This window comes from Streptomyces sp. NPDC085900 (assembly GCF_044540925.1).
GTDB lineage: Bacteria > Actinomycetota > Actinomycetes > Streptomycetales > Streptomycetaceae > Streptomyces > Streptomyces gilvifuscus.
Genome location: NZ_JBITSP010000002.1, coordinates 26048 through 41232 on the forward strand (window position 1 = coordinate 26048; position 15185 = coordinate 41232).

The window sequence follows — 15185 nt, forward strand, 5'->3', positions numbered from 1 at the left end:
GATGACCTCCACTTTCCTTCCGGACAAGCGGACGGGCCCGGACGTCGCCCTCCCCGCCCCGACCACGACGTCGGGGCGGGGGCGGGCGCGCCGGCGCCTGATGAACTGGCTCACCGCGGTCGGCTTCCAGGTGCCCGCGCTGGTGCTGTTCATCGGGCTGGTCCTGCTGCCGATGCTGTTCGCGCTGTACGCCGCGTTCTTCCGCTGGGGCGGCTTCGGCATGCCCTCCGACTACATCGGCGGCGACAACTTCACCCGCCTCTTCCAGGACGACGTCTTCCTCGGCGACCTGTGGCGCTGCGCACTCCTGGTCGCGCTCTCGCTCCTGCTGCAACTGCCGTTCGCGCTGGCCATGGCGGTGGCACTGAACCAGAGGCTGCGCGGCCGGGCCGTCTACCGCATGCTGTTCTTCGCGCCCTACGTCCTGTCCGAGGCCATCACCGGCGTGCTGTTCAGCATGGTCTTCGCTCCGGACGACGGGCTCGCCGACCATGTCCTGGGCGCCGTCGGGCTGGACGGCGTCGGCGGTGAGTGGTTCGCCGACCCCTCCTACGTCATGGCGACCCTCTTCCTCGTCATGACCTGGAAGTACTTCGGCTTCCACATGATGCTGCTGCTGGCCGGACTTCAGTCGATCCCGGCCGAGTTGACGGAAGCGGCGCTGATCGACGGCGCCAATGCCTGGCAGCGCTTCCGCAACGTCACCCTGCCGCTGCTCGCGCCCACGATCCGCATCAGCGTCTTCCTGTCCGTCATCGGGTCCATCCAGCTCTTCGACCTGGTGTGGGTGATCACCCAGGGCGGTCCCGACCACCACTCCGAGACGATGGCCGTGACCATGTTCCAGTACGGCTTCAAGCGCTACCAGGTCGGCTACGCCAGCGCGATCAGCGTGGTCATGTTCGGCATCTGCCTCGTCTTCGCCCTCGCCTACCAGCGGTTCGTGCTCCGGCGCGACCTCGAGGGCGCCACCACGAACATGAGGGGAGACGGCAGGTGAAGACGCTGCGCACAATGCCGCTGCACGTGGTCCTCGTCGTCGTCGGCTCGGTGATCGTCGTACCGCTGCTGTACGCCGCGCTGTCCGGCTTCAAGTCCACCGACGAGCTCTCCCGCAACCCCTTCGGGCTGCCCGAGCGCTGGCTGACCGGCAACTACACCGACATCCTCGGGTCCGGCGACTTCTGGCGGCTGCTCGGCAACAGCACGCTGGTGGCGGTCGCGACGTGCGTGCTCGTGGTCGCCGTGTCCGCCCTCGCGGCCTTCTCCTTCGCCCGGTTCGCCTTCCGCGGCCGGGAGTTGATGTTCACGTTCTTCACGATGGGGCTGATGTTCCCGCCCGCGGTGGCCGCGCTGCCCCTGTTCCTCCTGCTGCGCTCCCTCGGCCTGCTGGACAACCCCCTCGGCGTGATCCTGCCGCAGGCCGCCTTCGGCCTGCCGATGACGATCATCATCCTGCGCGGCTTCTTCCGGCAGATCCCCGGCGAACTGGAGGAGGCGGCCACCCTCGACGGCTGCAGCGCCTTCGGCTTCTTCTGGCGGGTGCTCCTGCCGATGGCACGGCCCGCGCTCGGCACGGTCTCCGTCCTCGCCGTCGTCACCAGCTGGAACAACTACATGCTGCCGCTGCTGGTCTTCACCGACTCCAAGTGGTGGACGCTGCCGCTCGGCGTCGCGCAGTTCCAGGGCCAGTACTCGGCCGAGTACGCCCGTGTCTTCGCCTACCTCGTCCTGGCGATGGTCCCCGCCCTCGCCCTCTACTCGGTCGCCGAGCGCCAGCTCGTCGGCGGCCTCACCGCCGGCGCCACGAAGGGATGACGCGCGCCGCCGGATGTACGGCCCCGCACCCCACCCCGTGAGGAGTCGCACCATGCCCAAGACCCGTCTCAGACTCGTCGGAGCCCTCGCCGCCGTCCTGGTCGCCGCCGGCGTCACCACCGGCACGCCCGCCCAGGCGCACGAACGGCCCGCCACCCTCGCCGAACTCGCCCACCGCCACGGCCGCTACTTCGGCAGCGCCACCGACAACCCCGAACTCACCGACACCGCCTACACCTCCGTGCTGGGCAGCGAGTTCGACATGATCACGCCCGGCAACGGCATGAAGTGGTACGCCACCGAGCCCCAGCAGGGCGTCTTCGACTGGACCAACGGCGACGAGATAGTCGACCTCGCTCGCAGGCACCACCAGCGGGTGCGCGCCCACACCCTGGTCTGGCACAGCCAGCTGCCGGACTGGCTCACCGGCCGCGACTGGACGGCGGACGAGCTCAAGGCCGTACTGAAGAAGCACATCCAGACGGAGGTGCGGCACTACCGCGGCAAGGTCTACTCCTGGGACGTGGTCAACGAGGCGTTCAACGAGGACGGCACCTACCGCGACACCATCTGGTACCGCACGCTCGGCCCCGGCTACATCGCCGACGCCCTGCGCTGGGCCCACCAGGCCGACCCGCACGCCAGGTTGTACCTCAACGACTACAACATCGAGGCCGTCGGCCCGAAGAGCGACGCCTACTACCGGCTCGCCCAGGAGCTGAAGGCACAGCACGTCCCGCTCGACGGCATCGGCCTGCAGGCCCATCTGGCGCTGCAGTACGGCTATCCGACCACCCTGGAGGACAACCTCCGCCGCTTCTCCCGGCTCGGGCTCGACACCGCGCTCACCGAGGTCGACGTCCGCATGATCCTGCCGGCGACCGACGAGAAGCTGGCCCAGCAGGCCGACTGGTACCGCGACCTGACGTCGGCCTGTCTGGCGGTGCGGCGGTGCGTGGGGATCACGGTGTGGGACTACACCGACAAGTACTCCTGGATCCCGGCGTTCTTCCCCGGGGAGGGTGCCGCGCTGCCGTACGACGAGCAACTGCGGCCCAAGCCCGCGTACTTCGCGATCCGGCAGGCGCTGGGCGGCAAGTAGCCCTCGAGGGAGGGGTTTCCGGAACGCCCCGGCGGTGCATTGGGGAGCACCGCCGGGGTCCCGGCACCCCCGGTGAGTCAGGGTGCCGGGGGTGCCGTGCTGGACCGAACCACCAGCTCGGTGCCGAGTTCCACGCGCGGGGAGTCCGGCTGTTCGCCGCGGGCCAGCCGCAGGACCGTACGGACGGCCAACTTGCCCATGTCGGCGAGCGGTTGACGGACCGTGGTGAGGGGCGGTGCCGACCAGCGGACCTCCGGGAGGTCGTCGAAGCCGACCACGCTCATGTCCTCCGGCACCCTCAGACCCCGCCGGCGCAGTGCCTCGATCGCGCCGAGCGCCATCTGGTCGCTGGCCGCGAAGAGCGCTGTGGGCGGTTCGGTGAGGGCGAGCACGGCGTTGCAGCCGGTGAACCCCGACTCTGGGTGGAAGTCCCCGGGAACGACGAGGGAGCCGTCGGGGGCGATGCCGGCGCCCTCCAGGGCGGCGCGATAGCCGTCGAGGCGGGCGCGGGAGCACAGCAGCCGCGGCGGGCCGGCGATCAGACCGATCCTGCGGTGCCCCAGGGAGAGCAGGTGCTCGGTGGCCGCCATACCGCCCGACCAGTTGGCGGCGCCGATCGTCGGGACGTCCAGGGCGGGGGAGCCCGCCGGGTCGACGACCACCAACGGGACGCCCAGGGCGCGCAACTCCTCGTGCAGCACCGGCTCCAGCGCCGAGGTGACCAGGATGACGCCGTCGGAGGCGCGGGCTCGCAGGTTGCGCATCCACTCACGGGCGTCGCCGGAGCGCCCGTGGATCGCCGACACCACCGTGCCGACCCCGGCGGCGTGGGCGACCTCCTCCACGCCGCGCAGGATCTCCACCGCCCAGGGGCTGTCGAGGTCGTTGAAGACCAGGTCGAGCAGGGCGGCGCGGGAACCGGAGGCGCTCGCGCGCTTGCGGTAACCGTGCCGCAGCAGCAGATCCTCCACCCGTGCCCGGGTCCGCGGCGAGACGTCGGAGCGGCCGTTGACGACTCGGGAGACGGTCGGCACCGATACCCCGGCCTGCCGGGCGATCTCCGTGATCGTGACCTTCCCCCGGCTCTCGGCCACCGCCTCGGCACCGGCCTCGTCTGCTGCCAATTCCCCCACCTCCGTGGACACTCGCCGTGAAACTTCCAGAAGTCTTCCGGAAGACGCGCGCCACAGGGAAGGGCGATCGGTACCGGGATCGCCGGGTGATCGGTACTTGGATGACCGGGGGGCAGTACCGGCCCGCCACCGGCGTCACCCCATGACCCTGGTACGCGCGCGTAACTACGGTGCGTGATCGGCGCCGGACGTGCGTCGGGGCCGGCTCGCGGCATGTCCTCCGCTACCGGCCCCCGGAAATTCGCCGGGCGGCTGGTCGGCCGCCCGGATGCCGCCTCAGGCGGCCGTCATCACCTGGCTGGCGCCCAGCGGGCGGTGCGGGGCGATGATCTGGCCGTCGGGCAGCAGCTCACCGGTGTCCTCGAAGAGCAGAACGCCGTTGCACAGCAGACTCCACCCCTGCTCCGGGTGGTGCGCCAGGAGTCGGGCGGATTCCCGGTCGGCGGAGTCTGCTGAAGGGCACGGTGGCTGATGCTGGCACATTGGTGGGATCTTTCGCTGTGTCGTGGTGTCGGAGATGGCTGTCGTGTCTGTGCTGCGGCTTGAAGCGTTGTCCATGGCCGCCCCCCGTTGGTTTAAGTCGGTCCAGTCCAGTGTTGCCCCACGGAGGCGAATCCGCAGGCATTTCGGCGCACCACTTCTTCACAGGTTGATGACGCGTCGGCCGCCCGGACGGTTCAGTTCAACTGCACTGTCCCTTCGGGTGGTTCGCACTGGTCGGATGGGGCTAGTCCGTACCGGTCGGGGCCGCTTTCAGGCTCGTACGAGCATTTATTCGCTCGTACGAGCGTAGTGGCCTCCGTGTATGGCGTCGGGTAAAACGTCGTGCCCCGCCGTCGGTGAATTCGACGGCGGGGCACGAGGTGGTTCGTCAGGCGATCTGGCCGAGCAGTGGGGCCGGAGTCACCCGATGGGTCAGCACCGGGAGCAGTTCGGCGACGCGGTGCGGGCGGTGCGCCGCGATGCCGGGCGGGGCAGGGGCCAGCGGGACGAGCAGGTCCGTGGCCGCCGGGTGGCCGGCCGCGCCGTCCGCCGCGCAGTCGCCGTGCAGCCAGAGCGTGAGCATGTACAGGCTCGGCACCGACAGCAGGCGCGCCTGGTAGGGCTGTTTCATCGTCTCGGCCTGGCGCAGCGCGAGCTCGGTGGAGGCGATGTAGGGGCCTTCGAAGAAGTGTGAGAAGGCCCAGCCGTCCGGGGTCAGCATGGTCTCGGCCGCGGCCACCGCACGGTCGCCGCAGCGGATCAGGAACCGCCAGCCGGCCAGCCGGCTGACGGAGGCGCCCTCGGGGGTGAGCTCGTCCAGCACGTGCACGGGAAGCGGCAGTTCCGGTGTGGCGGGTCCCTGGGAGCGCAGCAGGGAGGGTGTTCGGGCCTCGCGAACCGCGGTGGGCGAGCCGAGCGCGGTCAGGACGGTGCGAAGGGCGGGCGCGGGAGCCGGGGGGACATGCAACGGCATGGTGGGTCGCCTCTCATTCGACAGGCACGGTGGCGCGAGGGCGGGGGCGGACGGCGCTGTCTGCTCACGAGGCGAGAGAGACGGGGCGGGGTCCGGGTACGAGGGGTGTGAGTGAGACCTGTCGCTCGTCACCTGACGGCAGGTCTCGAAGACCGGGGGCGCCGACCCTCTGCCTGTTCGCGGAGTTTATACGACACATGTTCAGACGGTGTTTCGTCTAGCCGTTTCCGGAGCACTCGGCAAGGGGTTATCCGGTCGGCGACACGCGGGAATCACCCCCGATTTCGCTCGGCCCGGAGGCGGTGACCTCGGTAAATGCCGAAGGCGCGGTCGGCCAATTCTCGTCGGCGTTTTTCACGAGTTCGTCGCGTACATGAAACTGCGCCGTGCCGCATGCCCGGCGAATGTGCCGCCGGTCACATGTGACCAGAGTAGCGCGCGACCCGCTCGCGTGGGGACGTTACCGATCGCCGACGCTGGGCATTATCCCACGTGACCCGACACCGGCGGCCGGGATCCGAAGCGCCGCCCGATCGAGGAGGGACGCTCCGATGGGGGAGAAGGTCGTGGCAGGTCGTTTCGATCTGTCCGATCGGCAGCTCTACCGCGACAAGCTCCGCAGGTGCCTGACGGGGCTGGAGCGGCTCCTGGCCGAGAAGCGGTTCGACCGCCCCAGGAACCTGATGGGGCTGGAGATCGAATTGAATCTCGCCGGTGCCGACGGCATGCCGAAAATGCTCAATGCGCAGGTCCTGGAACGGATCGCGAGCCGAGATTTCCAAACAGAACTCGCCATGTTCAATCTGGAAGTGAACATAGCCCCACACCGCTTGCAGGGGCGGGTATTCGACCGGCTCGGAGAGGAACTCAGGACCTCTCTGGCATATGCCGACCGAAAAGCCGGTGAGCTCGACGCGGGAATAGTGATGATCGGCATTCTGCCGACTCTCGACCGGGACGACCTGGTCTCCTCCAACCTTTCCGCGGTCGACCGCTACGCCCTGCTCAACGATCAGATCGTCGCCGCCCGCGGCGAGGACTTCGTGCTCGACATCGACGGCGTGGAGCGCCTGACGTGCACCTCGAAGTCGATAGCGCCGGAAGCCGCCTGCACCTCCGTGCAGCTGCACCTCCAGGTCACCCCGGGCCGATTCGCCGACGTGTGGAACGCCGCCCAGGCCGTCGCCGCCGTACAGATAGCCGTGGGCGCCAACTCGCCCTTCCTGTTCGGGCGCGAGCTGTGGCGCGAGTCCCGGCCTCCGCTGTTCCAGCAGTCCACCGACACCCGGCCGCCCGAGCTGCAGGCCCAGGGGGTGCGCCCGCGCACCTGGTTCGGGGAGCGCTGGATCACCTCCGCCCACGACCTCTTCGACGAGAACCTGCGCTACTTCCCGGCGCTGCTGCCCATCTGCGACGAGGAGGACCCCCTGGAGGTCCTCGACGCGGGCGGCACCCCGAACCTGCACGAACTCGTCCTGCACAACGGCACGATCTACCGCTGGAACCGCCCGGTCTACGGCATCGCCGACGGCGTACCGCACCTGCGCGTCGAGAACCGGGTCCTGCCCGCCGGCCCCAGCATCATCGACGTCATCGCCAACGCGGCCTTCTACTACGGTCTCGTCCGCGCCCTCGCCGAGGAACCCCGCCCCGTGTGGACCCGGCTGCCCTTCGAGGCCGCCGCCGCCAACTTCGACGCCGCCTGCAAGCACGGCATCGACGCGCGCCTGGAGTGGCCGCGGCGCGGGCGGTACGGCGGTACTGCGCAGGTCGACGCGGTGAGCCTGGTCCGCGACGAGCTGCTGCCGCTCGCCGAGGCCGGTCTGGACGCGTGGGGCATCGAACCCGCCGACCGCGATCTCTACCTCGGCGTCATCGACGAACGCTGCCGGCGCCGGGTCAACGGCGCGTCCTGGCAGGCGGCCACCTTCCACCGGGCCCTGGAGACCGGCATGTCCCGGGACGCGGCGCTGGCGGCCACCACCCGGCGCTACAGCGAGCTGATGCACATGGGCGATCCGGTGCACACCTGGCCGGTCGGCATGCCGGAGCCGGTGCCGCTGGGGTGAACCGGCGTCCGTGGAGCGAGAGCGGGCGCCGCTGGGGTGAGCGCCGCCGTGTCCCTGAGGTGAACGGCGGTCAGCCGGTGCCGCTGCCCTGGGCGCCTGCCGCCACGATCGCCTTCAGCATCACCGACTGGATCTGTGAGGGGTTGTTCACCGACTGGCCCGAGCCGCCGGTCGCACCGGCGATCTCCTCGGCCTCCTCCCGGTCGGCGTCGGGCCCCACGGCAATCATGATCAGCGGCACCGGGTGCTCGGGGTCCGTGAGCTTCTGCAGCTCACTGATCAGCTCGGCCCGGGAGATGCTGCCGGGGTCCTGGTTGACGCCGTCGGTGAGGACGACGAGCGCGTTGAACTTCCCCTTCGCGTACGACGACGTCGCCGCCCGGTACGCGGCGAGCGTGGTGTCGTACAGTCCCGTCGCGCCGTCGCGGACCGGCTTCAGGGCGCCGAAGGCGGCCGACAGCCGATCCCGCTGGGTGCCGTCGCCGACCCGGTCGCCGAGCCGCTCGGTCGGCACCAGGACCCGGTAGTCCTTGGCGCCGTCCAGCTTCGTGGAGAACTCCCACAGGCCGATCTCGTCCTCCTGCGTGAAGGTGGCGAGCGCCTGCAGCAGCGACGCCTTCGTCACCTCCATACGGGACTGCCCGCCGCTTCCCGGCACCGGCTCGGACATCGAGGAGGAGGCGTCCACGACCGTGGTGAGCCGGGCGCTCTGCACCGTGATCGTCCAGGTGCCCAGGGCCTTCTGCAGCGCCTCGTCCGTGGCCGGCTGGACGGCAGGCTCCGCGTACGGCTGCGGGCTGCTGCCGCCCGCCTCGGCGACCACCGCCTCCGGCGCCTCCTCGTCGGAGGTGCGGAAGCCGTACTTCTGCAGCAGCCGCAGCTGGGCCGGCTGCCGCAGATAGTTCATGAACCGCAGCGCGGCCCGGCTCTGGTCGGTGCTGAGCTGCCCGACCATCGCGTAGGGAAAGTCCAGCTGGGGCGAGCCGTCCTTGGGATAGAACATGTCCAGGCCGTCGCCGCCGTCCGCCGACGAGTTGTACGTGTACGCCGCCTGCTCGCTGAGGATCAGCGCCTGGTTGCGTCTGGGGTTGCCCTGCTCGGTTCCCGAGGTGTTCCTGGGCAGCGTGTCCAGGACCTGACCGTCACTGTCCGAGGTGCGCTGCGACAGCGTCTTCATCATCGCCGCGGCCTGGGTGTCACCGCCCTTGAGCCCGGCCGCGTGGGTGGTCAGCTGGGTGAGCGCGAGCAGCCCGGTGGCGCTGCGCGAGGGGTCGGCCGCGCCCAGCCTGAGCGCGTCGTCCCCCATGGTCGCGCCGGCCAGCTCGATCCAGCTGTACTTCTTCTTCGGCCAGCCCAGCGACTGGGCCGCCTCGGGCACCATGGCCACGCCGACGGGCGTGGAGGCGACCGCGCCCGCCGGGGTCACCTCGGTCGCGGTGTTGTCGTTCGTGATCCGGTCGACCCACATGTCGGAGTCCGCCACCCACACCTGGACGTCGGTCTTCCTGCCCGCGGCGAGCGTGTCCGCCACCTTGTAGGAGTCGCGGGCGGTCACCGAGACCGCGACACAGCGCCCGTCGGAGGTGATGTTCTGGTCCCGGGCCCGCTCGGCCGCGGCCGTCAGGGCGGGGGCGATGTCCGGGGAGGCGGCCAGCCGCAGCCGCACCGCGTCGTCCTGGCAGGACGATCCGAAGGAGAGCAGCCCGCTCTTCACCGCGACGGCCGTGCCCCCGGCCACCGTCAGGACCATGATCGTGGCGACGGCCATCGTGCGGCGGCGCGCGCGGGGACGGGGGTCGCTGCCGCCCGCTCCATAATGATCGGGCAAGCTGTGACGTCCCATGACGGTGGTGCCCCTCCCTGTCGAACCTCGTGCCGGCAAGCGGCCGTACGGCATGCGGAGGGGAGGTACGCCCCGTACGGCGTCCGTCCCCCCTGACGGCCAAGCGCACGATCTTCGTAAGTTCTTTCGAGACCCTAGCGGGGCGAGGATGGGGATGAGGCGGGATTACTGAATTGGAGTCAGGTGTGCAGGCGGAGACGGGTGCGGTGGCCGATTCTGTTCCTCCCGAGCGGCTTTCGCGGCGAATCCTCCGTGACGAGACGCTGCTTGTTCTGGCGCTTTCGCTCGGTGCGAGCGGAGTGTCCGCCCTGATCAGCTTTGTCGGCTCGGTCACGAAACCGGGAGGGCTCAAGGATCAGGCGGCGACCCTCAACGCCTCGGCGGCGCCGGGTCGGCCCTGGCTGGATCTCGCCTGGCAGCTGTTCGGGATCGCGACCGCTTTGGTGCCGGTAGCCCTCGTCGCGCACCTGCTGATGCGCGAGGGCGGCAGCCTGCGCACCCTCGGCTTCGACCGCACCCGGCCCTGGCCCGACCTCGGCCGCGGCGCCGCCGTCGCGGCCGTGATCGGCAGTACCGGAATCGCCTTCTACCTGGCCGCGCGGGGCTTCGGCGCCAATCTCACGGTGGTGCCCGAGGCCCTGCCCGACGTGTGGTGGAAGTACCCGGTGCTGATCCTCTCGGCGATCCAGAACGCGATCCTCGAAGAGGTCATCGTCGTCGGCTACCTGCTGCGCCGGCTCGGACAGCTGGGCTGGACCCCGGGGACCGCCCTGGTGGCCAGTTCCGTACTGCGCGGCAGCTACCACCTCTACCAGGGCATCGGCGGCTTCGTCGGCAACATGGTGATGGGCGTGGTCTTCGTCTGGCTGTACCGGCGCTGGGGGAGGGTGGGCCCCCTGGTGGTGGCGCATTCCCTGCTCGACATCGGGGCGTTCGTCGGTTACGCGCTGCTCGCCGGCAAGGTGGGCTGGCTGCCGACCGCCTAGAGCGTGCCGGGCGGGACTTTCGAAGCACGCCCGGACACGACCCGCCTTCTAGGCCAGCAGCTCGCCGTCGATCACGGTCACCGCGTGGCCGCTCAGCAGGGTGCGGTCGCCGCGCAGTTCGGTGCGGACGCGGCCGGAGCGCTGCGAGGCCTGCAGTCCGGTCAGGACGGCGCTGCCCAGGCGCTCCGACCAGAACGGGGCCAGCACGGTGTGGGCGCTGCCGGTGACCGGGTCCTCGTCGATGCCGACGTTCGGGAAGAAGCAGCGTGAGACGAAGTCGTAGCCCTGGGTCGGGTCCGCGGCGCGGGCGGTGGCGATGATGCCGCGCTCCGAGTAGGCGCCGAGCGCCCTGAGGTCGGGGGAGAGGGCGTGGACCGTCTTCTCGTCGGCGAGTTCGACCAGCAGGTCGCCGACGTTCGGCCCGGTGTCGTACGCGCGGAGCGGTTCGGCGCCCAGCGCGTCGGCGACCCCGGCCGGCACCTCCACCGCCGTGAGCGGCGCGGTCGGGAAGTCCAGCGTGATCGAGCCGTCCTCCCGGGGCGTCGCCACCAGGACGCCGCTGCGGGTCGCGAAACGCACGGTGCCCTCGTGGGCGCCGGTGGTGTGCAGCACGTGGGCGGTGGCGAGCGTGGCGTGGCCGCACATGGCCACCTCGGTCGCGGGCGTGAACCAGCGCAGCGCCCAGTCCGCCTCCCCGCCCTCGGGCAGCCGGTGCGCGAACGCCGTCTCGGCGTGGTTCACCTCCAGCGCGATCTTCTGCAGCCGTTCGTCGTCGGGGAAGGAGTCGAGGAGCAGCACGCCGGCGGGGTTGCCGGCGAAGGCGCGGTCGGTGAAGGCGTCGACGATTCGGATTCGCATGGTTCGACGCTAGGGCGGCGTGGCCTTCGCCACCAAGTCCAATTCGCGGCTCGTGGACCGTTTTTCGGAGCGTGTGCCGCCGAGAACCGGTCATCGGCTGACACCCTGTACAGACAGGCGTTGACAGTTCAGCCCCGCCCAGGAGGCCGTCATGTCCCAGCCGTCCGTGCTTGCCGCCCTTCTCGCGGGGCTGCGCAGCGGCGCCGTAGAAGTCGTCGACCTCACGCAGTCGCTCTCCTCGACCACCCCGGTGATCCAGCTGCCGCCTCCCTTCGGCCAGACCCAGACCTTCGAACTGGAGGAGATCAGCCGCTACGACGACCGGGGACCCGCCTGGTACTGGAACAACTTCCGCAGCGGCGAGCACACCGGCACCCACTTCGACGCCCCCGTCCACTGGGTCACCGGCAAGGACCTCGCCGACGTGGCGTCCGTGCCCGCGAGCCACCTGATCGCACCGGCGGCCGTACTCGACTTCTCCGAGCAGGCCGCCGAGGACCCCGACTTCCTCGTCGAGGTGGACCACATCAAGGCCTGGGAGGCCGCCAACGGGCCACTCCCGGACGGCGGTTGGCTGCTCGTGCGCACTGGTTGGGACGCGCGCTCGCACTCGCAGGAGGAGTTCCTCAACGCCGACGACAGCGGCCCGCACACGCCCGGCCTGTCACCGGAGTGCGCCCGCTGGGTCGCCGAGGAGTCCCCGGTGATCGGCCTCGGCACGGAGACCGTGGGCACGGACGCGGGCCGCGCCCACTCCTTCGACCCGGCGTTCCCCTGCCACTCCCACCTCCTGGGCGCCGGCAAGTACGGCCTGACCCAGCTGCAGAACCTGGCCGTCCTGCCCGCGACCGGCGCCCTCGTCGTCGCCGGGCCCCTGCCCATCGTCTCCGGCTCCGGCGCCCCCGCCCGGGTGCTCGCCCTGGTGGAGCGGTCGTGAAGGTCGCCGAAGCCGTCGGACGGGTGCTCGTCGCGTCCGGGATCAACCATGTGTTCGGGGTGGTCGGCTCGGGCAACTTCCACCTCACCAACGCCATGGTTGCCGCCGGCGCCCGGTTCGTCGCCGCCCGGCACGAGGGCGGCGCGGCGACCATGGCCGACGCCTACGCCCGCACGAGCGGCACCCTCGCCGCGCTCAGCGTCCACCAGGGCCCCGGCCTGACCAACGCCCTCACCGGCATCACCGAGGCCGCCAAGAGCCGTACGCCGTTGCTGGTGCTGGCCGCGGAGGCGACCGCCCAGCGCTCCAACTTCCGTGTCGAGCAGGCCGTACTGGCCCACTCCGTCGGTGCCGTCACCGCCCGCGTGACCACCGCGCACGACGCCGTCGACCAGGCTGCGGCGGCGCTGCGCCGGGCCCGGCACGAGCGCCGCACCGTGCTGCTCAACCTGCCGCTGGAGGTCCAGGCCCTGGACGTCCCCGCGGGCGTCCCGCTCGACGCCGTACCGCCGGCCGGACCGGAGCCGGTCGAGCCGTCGCGGAAGGCGGTGGAAGATCTCGTACGGGCCCTGGAGCGCGCCCGGCGCCCGGTCTTCGTGGCCGGTCGCGGAGCCCGCACCCCCGCGGCCCGGGACGCCCTGATCGCCCTCGCCGAGCGGCACGGCGCCCTGCTGGCGACCTCGGCGGTGGCCCGCGGCCTCTTCCGCGCCAGCCCCTGGTCGCTCGACGTCTCCGGCGGCTTCGCCTCACCGCTGGCCACCGAACTGATCCGGGGCGCCGACCTCGTCATGGGCTGGGGATGCGCGCTGAACATGTGGACCATGCGGCACGGCACCCTCATCGGCCCTGACGCGGCCGTCGTGCAGGTCGACGACGATCCGGAGGCGCTCGGCGCGCACCGGGAGGTGGACCTCGGCGTCGTCGGCGACGTCGCGCGCACCGCATGGCGCGCCCTCGCGGCCGTCACCGACGGCCGCGAGGGCTACCGGACCTCGGGCGTCGCCGCCGCGCTCGCCGAGGGGGCGCGATGGCGGGACGTGCCGTACGAGGACGAGGGCACCCGGGAACGGATCGACCCGCGGACGCTGAGCATCGCGCTCGACGAGATCCTGCCCGCGGAACGGGTCGTCGGCGTGGACTCGGGCAACTTCATGGGCTACCCGAGCGCGTACCTGTCCGTGCCGGACGAGAACGGCTTCTGCTTCACCCAGGCCTTCCAGTCCATCGGACTGGGCCTCGCGACCACGATCGGCGCGGCGCTCGCGCGGCCGGACCGGCTCCCCGTGGCCGCCCTGGGAGACGGCGGTGCGCTGATGAGCGCCGTGGAACTGGACACCGTGCGCCGGCTCGGGCTGCCGATGGTGGTCGTCGTCTACAACGACGAGGCCTACGGGGCCGAGGTGCACCACTTCGGCCCGGACGGGTTCCCGCTGGACACGGTCACCTTCCCGGAGACCGACATCGCCGCCGTGGCGCGCGGCTACGGCTTCGAGGCGGTGACCGTGCGCACCCCCGCCGACCTGAAGGCGGTGGCGGACTGGGTCGCCGGACCGCGCTCGGCACCCCTGCTCGTGGACGCCAAGGTCACCCGGGAGCACGGCGCCTGGTGGCTGGAGGAGGCGTTCCGAGGACATTGACCGAGGGCCCCGGCGGAGCTTCTCCGGCCGCCTGCCCGCTGCTCTTCCTGGATGTCGACGGCACGCTCGTGCCCTATCGCGGCGCACGGCTTCCCACGACGGAAGAGGGGTGGGCCGCCTGGCAGCACGCGTCGAATCCCCAGCTGTCGCGGATGGATCCCGGGCACGGCCCGCGGCTGCTGGCGCTGCCCTGCGCCCTGGTGTGGGCCACCGCGTGGATGGGGGACGCGGACACGGTCATCGCCCCCTTGCTCGGACTGCCCGAGCTTCCGGTGGCCGCGCTGCCGGAGGCGCCGCAGGAGTATCCGGCGGACGTACTGAACTGGAAGACGGCGGCGCTGGTCCGGGTCGCTCGGGGGCGACCGTTCGTCTGGGTCGACGACTCGATCACCGAACTGGACCAGGCGTGGGTGTCGGTCAACCATCCCGGTCCCGCCCTGCTGCACCGCGTCGACGCCTTGGCGGGTCTCGCCGCCGCGGACTTCGCGGTCATCGGCGACTGGCTGCGAGATCACCTCGACTGACAAGCGCGAGGCAGCCCCTTGCCTTGGGTGGGGGCGCCTTCGGCAGGGGCTTGTCATCCGAACGCTTCCGATATATCGTTGACGCATCGCGACAGATCAACGATGGAATGGAGTGATTGCGATGCGTTCCCATGGATTCGAACGTGGACACGGTGGAAAGGGCTCTCGTGGCCGGGGTGGTTTCGAGGGCCGGCGTGGTGCCTTCGGCCCCTTCGGGCCGGGTGGCCCCGGCGGCCCGGGTGGTCCGGGCTTCGGTTTCGGCGGACCCGGCTTCGGCGGCCCGGGCCCCTGGGGGCCGCGAGGACGCGGCGGACCGAGGGGGAGGGCACGGCGCGGCGACGTACGGGCATCGATCCTCGCCCTGCTCAAGGACCGGCCGATGCACGGCTACGAGATGATCCAGGAGATCGCCGAGCGCAGCGGCGGGGCGTGGAAGCCCAGTCCCGGCTCGGTGTACCCCACCCTCCAGCTGCTGGAGGACGAGGGCCTGATCACCAGCGCGAGCGAGGGCGGCAAGAAGCTCTTCTCGCTCACCGAGTCCGGCCGCGCCGCGGCCGACGAGGGCCCGGACGCGCCCTGGGAGGAAGCCTCCCGCGGCATCGACTTCGAGGCGCTCGGTGAGATCCGCCAGGCCGGCTTCGGCCTGATGGAGGCCTTCGGGCAGGTCTGGAAGACCGGCAGCAAGGAGCAGCGCGAGAAGGCGCTGGCCGTCATCAACGAGGCCCGCAAGAAGCTGTACCTGATCCTCGCCGACGAGGACTGAGGGGCTACGGCGACGAAGGCGCCCCGCGGAGCAATCCGCGGGGCGCCTTCCCGTGTCCG

At 71.0% G+C, this 15185-nt stretch carries 14 protein-coding genes; 9 read left to right on the forward strand and 5 right to left on the reverse strand.

All coding sequences use genetic code 11. The features are described 5' to 3' along the window. The first annotated feature begins 1 nt into the window (after position 1). Genes ACIGDI_RS04835 through ACIGDI_RS04845 form a run of 3 tightly spaced genes read left to right on the forward strand, consistent with a single transcriptional unit; the run spans position 2 to position 2920 of the window. Positions 2 to 1000, forward strand: a complete 999-nt coding sequence (locus ACIGDI_RS04835) for a carbohydrate ABC transporter permease (protein WP_399890567.1) — start codon at positions 2 to 4, stop codon at positions 998 to 1000. Between the two features lie 14 nt (positions 1001 to 1014). Continuing rightward, positions 1015 to 1818 (forward strand): carbohydrate ABC transporter permease, encoded by an 804-nt coding sequence (locus tag ACIGDI_RS04840; protein WP_384820146.1) that lies wholly within the window; start codon positions 1015 to 1017, stop codon positions 1816 to 1818. Between the two features lie 52 nt (positions 1819 to 1870). Beyond that, on the forward strand, positions 1871 to 2920 hold the full coding sequence (locus ACIGDI_RS04845; RefSeq protein WP_399890570.1) for an endo-1,4-beta-xylanase: 1050 nt from the start codon (positions 1871 to 1873) through the stop codon (positions 2918 to 2920). A gap of 77 nt (positions 2921 to 2997) precedes the next feature. Here the strand turns inward: ACIGDI_RS04845 and ACIGDI_RS04850 are convergent, their stop codons facing one another. The 3 genes from ACIGDI_RS04850 to ACIGDI_RS04860 form a co-directional block, all read right to left on the reverse strand. Next, a complete protein-coding gene (locus tag ACIGDI_RS04850; RefSeq protein ID WP_399890573.1) occupies positions 2998 to 4044 on the reverse strand; it encodes a LacI family DNA-binding transcriptional regulator in 1047 nt (348 codons plus the stop codon). Positions 4045 to 4329: 285 nt separating this feature from the next. Then, on the reverse strand, positions 4330 to 4536 hold the full coding sequence (locus ACIGDI_RS04855; protein WP_334314336.1) for a DUF5999 family protein: 207 nt from the start codon (positions 4534 to 4536) through the stop codon (positions 4330 to 4332). 388 nt (positions 4537 to 4924) lie between these two features. Next, positions 4925 to 5509, reverse strand: coding sequence for a hypothetical protein (locus ACIGDI_RS04860; RefSeq protein WP_399890577.1), 585 nt, complete (start codon positions 5507 to 5509; stop codon positions 4925 to 4927). 551 nt (positions 5510 to 6060) lie between these two features. On the opposite strand from ACIGDI_RS04860, the gene ACIGDI_RS04865 reads away from it, so the two are divergent. Next, positions 6061 to 7578: a glutamate-cysteine ligase family protein gene (locus tag ACIGDI_RS04865; RefSeq protein WP_390629599.1), complete on the forward strand. Its 1518-nt coding sequence runs from the start codon at positions 6061 to 6063 to the stop codon at positions 7576 to 7578. A 70-nt stretch (positions 7579 to 7648) separates the two neighbouring features. On the opposite strand, the gene ACIGDI_RS04870 is transcribed toward ACIGDI_RS04865, so the two are convergent. Next, on the reverse strand, positions 7649 to 9421 hold the full coding sequence (locus ACIGDI_RS04870) for a substrate-binding and VWA domain-containing protein (protein ID WP_399890581.1): 1773 nt from the start codon (positions 9419 to 9421) through the stop codon (positions 7649 to 7651). A 185-nt stretch (positions 9422 to 9606) separates the two neighbouring features. On the opposite strand from ACIGDI_RS04870, the gene ACIGDI_RS04875 reads away from it, so the two are divergent. After that, positions 9607 to 10407 carry a CPBP family intramembrane glutamic endopeptidase gene (locus tag ACIGDI_RS04875; RefSeq protein WP_399890584.1) on the forward strand — a complete coding sequence of 267 codons (801 nt, stop codon included), beginning with the start codon at positions 9607 to 9609 and terminating at the stop codon, positions 10405 to 10407. Between the two features lie 48 nt (positions 10408 to 10455). Here ACIGDI_RS04875 and ACIGDI_RS04880 read toward each other — a convergent pair whose 3' ends face one another. Further along, positions 10456 to 11265, reverse strand: a complete 810-nt coding sequence (locus ACIGDI_RS04880) for a PhzF family phenazine biosynthesis protein (RefSeq protein ID WP_399890587.1) — start codon at positions 11263 to 11265, stop codon at positions 10456 to 10458. Positions 11266 to 11416: 151 nt separating this feature from the next. On the opposite strand from ACIGDI_RS04880, the gene ACIGDI_RS04885 reads away from it, so the two are divergent. The 4 genes from ACIGDI_RS04885 to ACIGDI_RS04900 all read left to right on the forward strand — a co-directional run bounded on the left by ACIGDI_RS04885 (position 11417) and on the right by ACIGDI_RS04900 (position 15126). Then, complete coding sequence (locus tag ACIGDI_RS04885; RefSeq protein ID WP_399890590.1) at positions 11417 to 12202, forward strand: cyclase family protein; 786 nt, start codon at positions 11417 to 11419, stop codon at positions 12200 to 12202. Then, positions 12199 to 13839, forward strand: a complete 1641-nt coding sequence (locus ACIGDI_RS04890) for a thiamine pyrophosphate-binding protein (protein WP_399890592.1) — start codon at positions 12199 to 12201, stop codon at positions 13837 to 13839. The genes ACIGDI_RS04885 and ACIGDI_RS04890 overlap by 4 nt, the downstream gene beginning before the upstream one ends. Then, a complete protein-coding gene (locus ACIGDI_RS04895) occupies positions 13836 to 14363 on the forward strand; it encodes a hypothetical protein (protein ID WP_399890595.1) in 528 nt (175 codons plus the stop codon). The genes ACIGDI_RS04890 and ACIGDI_RS04895 overlap by 4 nt, the downstream gene beginning before the upstream one ends. 121 nt (positions 14364 to 14484) lie before the next feature. After that, complete coding sequence (locus ACIGDI_RS04900; protein ID WP_399890598.1) at positions 14485 to 15126, forward strand: PadR family transcriptional regulator; 642 nt, start codon at positions 14485 to 14487, stop codon at positions 15124 to 15126. Positions 15127 to 15185: the final 59 nt, after the last annotated feature.

Coding starts and splice junctions, on each gene's coding strand:
- ACIGDI_RS04870 (WP_399890581.1), bottom strand. CDS start 9,421: ATGGGACGTCACAGCTTGCCCGATCATTATGGAGCGGGCGGCAGCGAC.
- ACIGDI_RS04845 (WP_399890570.1), top strand. CDS start 1,871: ATGCCCAAGACCCGTCTCAGACTCGTCGGAGCCCTCGCCGCCGTCCTG.
- ACIGDI_RS04855 (WP_334314336.1), bottom strand. CDS start 4,536: ATGTGCCAGCATCAGCCACCGTGCCCTTCAGCAGACTCCGCCGACCGG.
- ACIGDI_RS04880 (WP_399890587.1), bottom strand. CDS start 11,265: ATGCGAATCCGAATCGTCGACGCCTTCACCGACCGCGCCTTCGCCGGC.
- ACIGDI_RS04840 (WP_384820146.1), top strand. CDS start 1,015: ATGCCGCTGCACGTGGTCCTCGTCGTCGTCGGCTCGGTGATCGTCGTA.
- ACIGDI_RS04900 (WP_399890598.1), top strand. CDS start 14,485: ATGCGTTCCCATGGATTCGAACGTGGACACGGTGGAAAGGGCTCTCGT.
- ACIGDI_RS04885 (WP_399890590.1), top strand. CDS start 11,417: ATGTCCCAGCCGTCCGTGCTTGCCGCCCTTCTCGCGGGGCTGCGCAGC.
- ACIGDI_RS04865 (WP_390629599.1), top strand. CDS start 6,061: ATGGGGGAGAAGGTCGTGGCAGGTCGTTTCGATCTGTCCGATCGGCAG.
- ACIGDI_RS04860 (WP_399890577.1), bottom strand. CDS start 5,509: ATGCCGTTGCATGTCCCCCCGGCTCCCGCGCCCGCCCTTCGCACCGTC.
- ACIGDI_RS04835 (WP_399890567.1), top strand. CDS start 2: ATGACCTCCACTTTCCTTCCGGACAAGCGGACGGGCCCGGACGTCGCC.